Annotated in this window: 4 protein-coding genes, 6 tRNA genes and 1 rRNA gene; 8 read left to right on the forward strand and 3 right to left on the reverse strand. The window is 39.4% G+C overall.

The window, feature by feature from the left end:
• The 6 genes from C7Y47_RS24385 (at position 1) to C7Y47_RS24410 (ending at position 488) form a co-directional block, all read left to right on the forward strand.
• Positions 1 to 76 (forward strand) — tRNA-Phe (locus C7Y47_RS24385).
• A gap of 5 nt (positions 77 to 81) precedes the next feature.
• Positions 82 to 155, forward strand: a tRNA-Gly gene (locus tag C7Y47_RS24390).
• 1 nt (position 156) lies between these two features.
• Positions 157 to 233: transfer RNA gene (locus C7Y47_RS24395), tRNA-Ile, on the forward strand.
• A gap of 4 nt (positions 234 to 237) precedes the next feature.
• Positions 238 to 314, forward strand: a tRNA-Asn gene (locus C7Y47_RS24400).
• Between the two features lie 9 nt (positions 315 to 323).
• A tRNA-Ser gene (locus tag C7Y47_RS24405) sits at positions 324 to 414 on the forward strand.
• A 2-nt stretch (positions 415 to 416) separates the two neighbouring features.
• Positions 417 to 488 (forward strand) — tRNA-Glu (locus C7Y47_RS24410).
• Between the two features lie 172 nt (positions 489 to 660).
• Here C7Y47_RS24410 and nadA read toward each other — a convergent pair.
• Genes nadA through nadB form a run of 3 tightly spaced genes read right to left on the reverse strand, consistent with a single transcriptional unit; the run spans position 661 to position 4,154 of the window.
• A complete protein-coding gene (gene nadA, locus C7Y47_RS24415) occupies positions 661 to 1,764 on the reverse strand; it encodes a quinolinate synthase NadA (protein ID WP_142511112.1) in 1,104 nt (367 codons plus the stop codon).
• Complete coding sequence (gene nadC / locus C7Y47_RS24420; RefSeq protein ID WP_142511113.1) at positions 1,751 to 2,611, reverse strand: carboxylating nicotinate-nucleotide diphosphorylase; 861 nt, start codon at positions 2,609 to 2,611, stop codon at positions 1,751 to 1,753. Before nadC ends, nadA begins: the two co-directional genes overlap by 14 nt.
• Complete coding sequence (gene nadB / locus C7Y47_RS24425) at positions 2,568 to 4,154, reverse strand: L-aspartate oxidase (protein ID WP_142511114.1); 1,587 nt, start codon at positions 4,152 to 4,154, stop codon at positions 2,568 to 2,570. The genes nadC and nadB overlap by 44 nt, the downstream gene beginning before the upstream one ends.
• 91 nt (positions 4,155 to 4,245) lie before the next feature.
• On the opposite strand from nadB, the gene C7Y47_RS24430 reads away from it, so the two are divergent.
• Both C7Y47_RS24430 and rrf read left to right on the forward strand, forming a co-directional pair.
• Positions 4,246 to 5,325 (forward strand): cysteine desulfurase family protein, encoded by a 1,080-nt coding sequence (locus tag C7Y47_RS24430; protein WP_185903603.1) that lies wholly within the window; start codon positions 4,246 to 4,248, stop codon positions 5,323 to 5,325.
• A gap of 577 nt (positions 5,326 to 5,902) precedes the next feature.
• Positions 5,903 to 5,974, forward strand: a 5S ribosomal RNA gene (gene rrf, locus C7Y47_RS24435); the annotation flags it as partial.

Here is a 5,974-nt window from a genome sequence, read left to right on the forward strand (position 1 = left end):
GGGTCAGTAGCTCAGTTGGTAGAGCATTAGATTGAAGCTCTAAGTGTCGGCGGTTCGATTCCGTCCTGACCCACCATATTTGCGGGTGTAGTTTAATGGTAAAACCTCAGCCTTCCAAGCTGATGTCGTGAGTTCGATTCTCATCACCCGCTCCAAGGGCCTATAGCTCAGCTGGTTAGAGCGCACGCCTGATAAGCGTGAGGTCGATGGTTCGAGTCCATTTAGGCCCACCATTATTCCGAAGTAGCTCAGTTGGTAGTAGCACCTGACTGTTAATCAGGTTGTCGCAGGTTCGAGTCCTGCCTTCGGAGCCATTTTTTTGTGGGGAAGTACTCAAGAGGCTGAAGAGGCGCCCCTGCTAAGGGTGTAGGTCGGGTAACCGGCGCGAGGGTTCAAATCCCTCCTTCTCCGCCATTGGCCCGTTGGTCAAGTGGTTAAGACACCGCCCTTTCACGGCGGTAACACGGGTTCGAATCCCGTACGGGTCATACTGAAATACAGTAGATGTAAATTACATCTACTGTATTTTTTTGTATAAAAATAGTTTTTAAGATTCTAAGATGAAATTTATTTATAATGAATATCACAACATGCTTGCGAAAAAGACTCAGTAACTATAATAACAAAACGTCTACCAGAAATGAGTAGACGTTTTGCCTTTTATGCCCTTAATAGCATCCTTTCAAGTGAGCTACGTGCTTCTTCAGCAGTGTGAGCATCTACTTGAATACGATTATGTGGTTGCCCCTTCTCTATACTTTCTAAGGACCAAAGCAGATGGGGAAGGTCAATTCGATTCATTGTAAGACAAGGACAGAAGTTCTTATTTAAAGAGATAATTTGCTTATCAGGGTGCTGCTGGATTATCCGATTAACAAGATTCATTTCTGTACCGATTGCCCATGCTGAACCACTCGGTGCTTTATTAATCGTATCGATAATGTATTTTGTAGAACCTGCATCATCTGCAGCCGCAACAACTTCACGATTACATTCAGGATGAACAATGATACGCATAGTTGGATGAACTTGACGTATAAGCTTCGTATGCTGAACTGTAAAACCTTCGTGGACGGAGCAGTGTCCCTTCCATAAGATGACTTGGATGTTTTCTGGAGACTGATCTGTCTCGAGCATATTTGTATGAGGATTCCAAACTGCCATATTTTCAAGCGGTATTCCTAAATCATACGCAGTATTCCTTCCTAAATGTTGATCTGGTAAAAAGAAAATACGTGGTTTTTGCGTAAATGCCCATTTAACCATTTCTTTTGCATTGGACGATGTTACGCAGGCTCCACCATGACGCCCAGTAAATGCTTTAATGGCAGCAGTAGAATTGACATATGTTAGAGGGATAATGGTATCGCCAAAGAGTTTCTGTAAAATCGGCCATGCTTGTTCTGTTTGATAAATGTCTGCCATGTCTGCCATTGAACAGCCTGCACGCATATCAGGTAAATAAACATGCTGTTGTTCAGTTGTGAGCATATCAGCTGTTTCCGCCATAAAGTGTACGCCACAAAATACTATATGTTCAGCTTCCTTGTTAGCTGCTGATAATTGAGCAAGCTGCAAGGAATCCCCTGTTGCATCTGCAAATTGAATCACTTCATCTTTTTGATAATGATGTCCAGGGATAAAGAGCTTACTACCTAATTTCTTTTTTATAGCTATAATGCGAGATTCCATGTCATTTTTAGATAATCCACGATAATGCTCTGGTAGTAGTGATGTTTGTTGTAATAAACTAGTGATGGACAATGGAATTAGCTCCTTTCGTTTTTACTAGTGCACTAATATCAAAGGCTTTTACTGAATGTGTTAGTGCTCCGAGTGAAATCCATTGAATACCTGTTTCTGCATAGGTATTTAAGGTATGAAGCGAAATGCCGCCTGAAGCTTCTGTAGCAATATGTGGTGGAACTACTGGAAGCCATTCACGTATTTCTTCAGGGCTACGATTATCAAACATAATGATATCTGCGCCGGCTGCAATTGCTTCATCTAATTGTGCTTTTGTTTCGATTTCGACTTCGATTTTAATGGTGTGACCGATTTTCTCTCGGGCTATCTGTACGGCCTTAGTAATACTACCTGCAAAAGCAATATGATTATCCTTCAGCATGATCGCATCGTATAAACCATTGCGATGGTTATAGGCGCCACCGATTCTAACAGCATACTTATCTAACATACGCATTCCGGGCATTGTTTTGCGTGTATCGCATATTTTCGCATTTGTACCTGCTGTTTCTCGTACCGCTAAATTTGTAGCTGTAGCAATAGCGGACATGCGCTGGATAAGATTTAAAATTACACGCTCACCCATTAATAACTTTTGAAGTGGTCCTTGGATAACAGCTAGAATATCACCAGCATTGACATTGTCACCATCTTTTTTATAAAGGGTAATATCCATAGATTGATCAAGAAGAAGAAATCCATGCTTAATGATAGGGGCTCCACAAAAAATGCCGCTCTCCTTCGCATAAAAAGAAAAAGATCCCTGCTGTTCTGGAGAAAATATAAATTCACTCGAAAAATCCCCATCACCTATATCCTCATTAAAAAATTGTTTTAGCAATTCCTCGAGTTTGATGATATTCATATAATGAATTCCTCACTTTCATCTGTCCTTGTTGAAAAATGATCCAACGGTTTGCCCAATGATGATCATCTTGTGGTCTGTCAATGCGAATATGTGCTCCACGAGTTTCTTTTCGTGTAATGGCCGCGTGCGCCATTAATGTAGCGACAATATGCATCATGTAAAGTTCGAGTTCCTGCCGATTCAAGCTATCTAAATCAACATGAAGAAGTGTTTGCATTGAGGGCAATTGTTGTACGAATTGTTCCATATCGATAGGATTTCGCACAATGCCTAACGTGTACATCATCATTTGTCGTAATTGATCTTTTGTCAATAATGATGGCATTGTTTGTTGGTGATGTTTGTCATCAATTAAGAAACTATTTTGCTTACAACCTGTTTGAATAATGTATTGGGCTGTTCTTTGTCCAAACGTAATGCCTTCTAAAAGAGAGTTACTAGCTAAACGATTGGCACCATGCACCCCAGTACAAGCAACTTCACCTATTGCATATAGATTAGGAATAGATGTTCTTCCCTTGTCATCAGCAACAACACCACCCATTAAAAAATGACTACCTGGTGCTACAGGAATTAATCCATCTTGTAAATTAACATGATTGTCATAGCAAAGCTGAGCAATCGTAGGGAATTTTTCTTCAAAGTGTTCGATACTTGAAATATCAATAAAGGTTTCCTGCCCAGCAGCACGTTTATTAAATAATGCATGTGCAGTAATATGGCGTGGTGCTAAGTCCAACTGCTCATGAATGCCTTTCATTATGGGATGACGCAGTGCATCGACAAACTTTCCTCCGGCGCCACGGACAGCTTCAGAGACTAATCCTTTGGCCTGCCCTCCACACCAAAGTAAGCTCGGATGAAATTGCATAAATTCCATATCACTGATGGCAGCTCCAGCACGATATGCTAAAGCGATACCATCTCCAGTATTCGTAGCAAAGTTAGACGTACAAGAATATATAGCACCCGCACCTCCTGTCGCTAGAATGACGTGGTGGGCAAGGTAGCGCTTCGTTCCCTCTGCTCCTTTTGTCAGAACGCCAACACAAGCTCCATCTGTATTCAATAAAAGCTCGTAAGCCATTTCATAGCAATTCACAACGATATTAGATGTAAGTTGTCTGAGCAAATAATCGATCATTACTTGGCCAGTACTATCACCACCTGCATGTAAAATACGGTGATGACTATGTGCCCCCTCTAAGCCTAGAGCGGGGGACCCATCAACTTGTCGATCAACTGGAAAGCCCTCATTTAATAAATCACTCATAATTTCCGTACCGTTTTCTATTAGTACTTCAACATTCCTTCTTTCATGATGATATTCACCAGCAATCAACGTATCAGCAATGTGAAACTTTGGATGATCTTCTTGACTTGTAACGGCAGCAATACCGCCTTGAGCACGATAAGAACTACTCATTTTAATTGAACATTTTGTAACTATCTGAACTTGAAAATGTCCTTCGAGTAGTCGAGCAGTTTGAAGTGCAGCAACGCCGCTACCAATAATAAGTACATCTGTCATTACATCCATACATATACCTTCTTTACAGTTGTCTTGACACATATCTTTACATAAAATAAAAGAGAAAACAAGACCTGATGAACTAGAAGGGAAGAATAAGATGATTTATTTGGATTACGCTTCAACCTCTCCAATGACTCCAAAAGCTCTTAAAGCATATTGTGAGGTAGCAAAGCAGTATTATGGGAATAGTGCAAGCCTACATGATCTAGGGGGCCAAGCACATTATTTTGTTGAACAGGCAAGAGCTGTCGTAGCAAAATCTCTTGGAGTAAATAGTGACGGTGTCATTTTTACTGGAAGCGGAACGGAGGGCAATTTAATTTCGATTTTGTCATTAGCTTTAGCGTCAAATAAAGGGAAGCACATTATTTCATCACAAGCTGAACACACTTCCGTGCATGCGGCTTTAAATACGCTTGAAAAAATGGGGTTTGTGGTCACGAAGTTACCTTTACAGCAAGATGGTTGTATTCATGTAGAGCAACTACGAGAAGCCATACAAGAAGATACGGCTTTAATCACTATCCAACATGTAAATTCAGAGATAGGCTCTATTCAACCTATTGAAGAAATAGCCGAGATTGCAAAACAATCAAACGTTCTCTTGCATGTTGATTGTGTACAGTCCTTCTGTAAACTTCCGTTAAAGCAGAAAGTAGATGCTATTACAATTTCTGCTCATAAAATAGGTGGGCCAAAAGGATGTGGAGCTATTTATATCAATCCTAAGCTCCGTGTTCCTGCATTAGCACCAGGTGTCACGCATGAACGTGGGTTAAGGGGAGGAACATTAGATACGCCAGCTATTGTCGCTTTTGCTACGGCGATTGAAGATTATCAATATGAGCGGAAGCACTATGAAGCATTACGTCAAAGTTTTAAGGGAAAATTACAAGAAACGTGTCAAATAATTGAGAGTAAGGAGCAATTGCCTAATATTTGTGGTGTACTAATGAAAAGAGTAGAGGGTCAATACGTTTTGTTAAAATTAAATGAAGCGGGGATATATATTTCCACAGGAAGTGCTTGTGATAGCCATGGTGAATCTGGTACGAAGGCGATTTTATCAATGGGCTATTCTATGGAAGCGGCACGTCAATTTTTTAGAGTATCTTTTGGTCCAGCAACAACATTTGAGGAAATTGTTCAATTACAAATGGCTCTTTCGGTTATTTAACTTCTTTAGCAGAAGTTTTCGGTAAGAAAGTGTAACGTCAGAAATGTTCTTTCCCCTGAGAGGAAATTTAGGGTTTAAATGATTGAGGATAAAATGAAACTAGAAAACTATCATTAAATAATTGTGAAATTATAAATTAACAGCCATGTTAGTTGAATCTATTAATAGTTTTTCGTTTATATTTTGCTTTTTTAGTTGATTGTAACGGAGGGCTACTCTGATTGATCCTGTCGTAGATTAAAGATTCTTGTAAAAAGCGAAGTGTCTCGACAATCAGAAAAGAGTAGCTCAAATCGGAAAACTGTGTTTTTTAATGAAAAAAAATAGATAAAATACTTCTGATAAATTAATTGTTTTCTTTTAATTAATCAATTGTTATAATAAATAGCAGAGTGATAATTTCTCTTACATAACAAAAATATCTTCGAAAAGTAATAATTTCTTTTTTTTATAAAAAAGTGTTGCACAATGTGAGAAAACGTTATACAATAATTCTTGTCTTGAAGGACAGGTAATAAAAACTTCAAAACGAAATACATAAGATTTTCAACATACGAAGTATATTGAAAACTAATAGTCTAGTGATGATGGCAAAGAGGTCACACCCGTTCCCATACCGAACACGGAAGTTAAGCTCTTTAGCGCCGAT

The organism is Lysinibacillus sphaericus (assembly GCF_006864135.1).
In the GTDB taxonomy this organism is placed as follows: domain Bacteria; phylum Bacillota; class Bacilli; order Bacillales_A; family Planococcaceae; genus Lysinibacillus.

Excerpts from the sequence above, each read along its gene's own strand:
- nadC (WP_142511113.1), bottom strand. The coding sequence starts at position 2,611 with ATGAATATCATCAAACTCGAGGAATTGCTAAAACAATTTTTTAATGAG.
- C7Y47_RS24430 (WP_185903603.1), top strand. The coding sequence starts at position 4,246 with ATGATTTATTTGGATTACGCTTCAACCTCTCCAATGACTCCAAAAGCT.
- nadB (WP_142511114.1), bottom strand. The coding sequence starts at position 4,154 with ATGGATGTAATGACAGATGTACTTATTATTGGTAGCGGCGTTGCTGCA.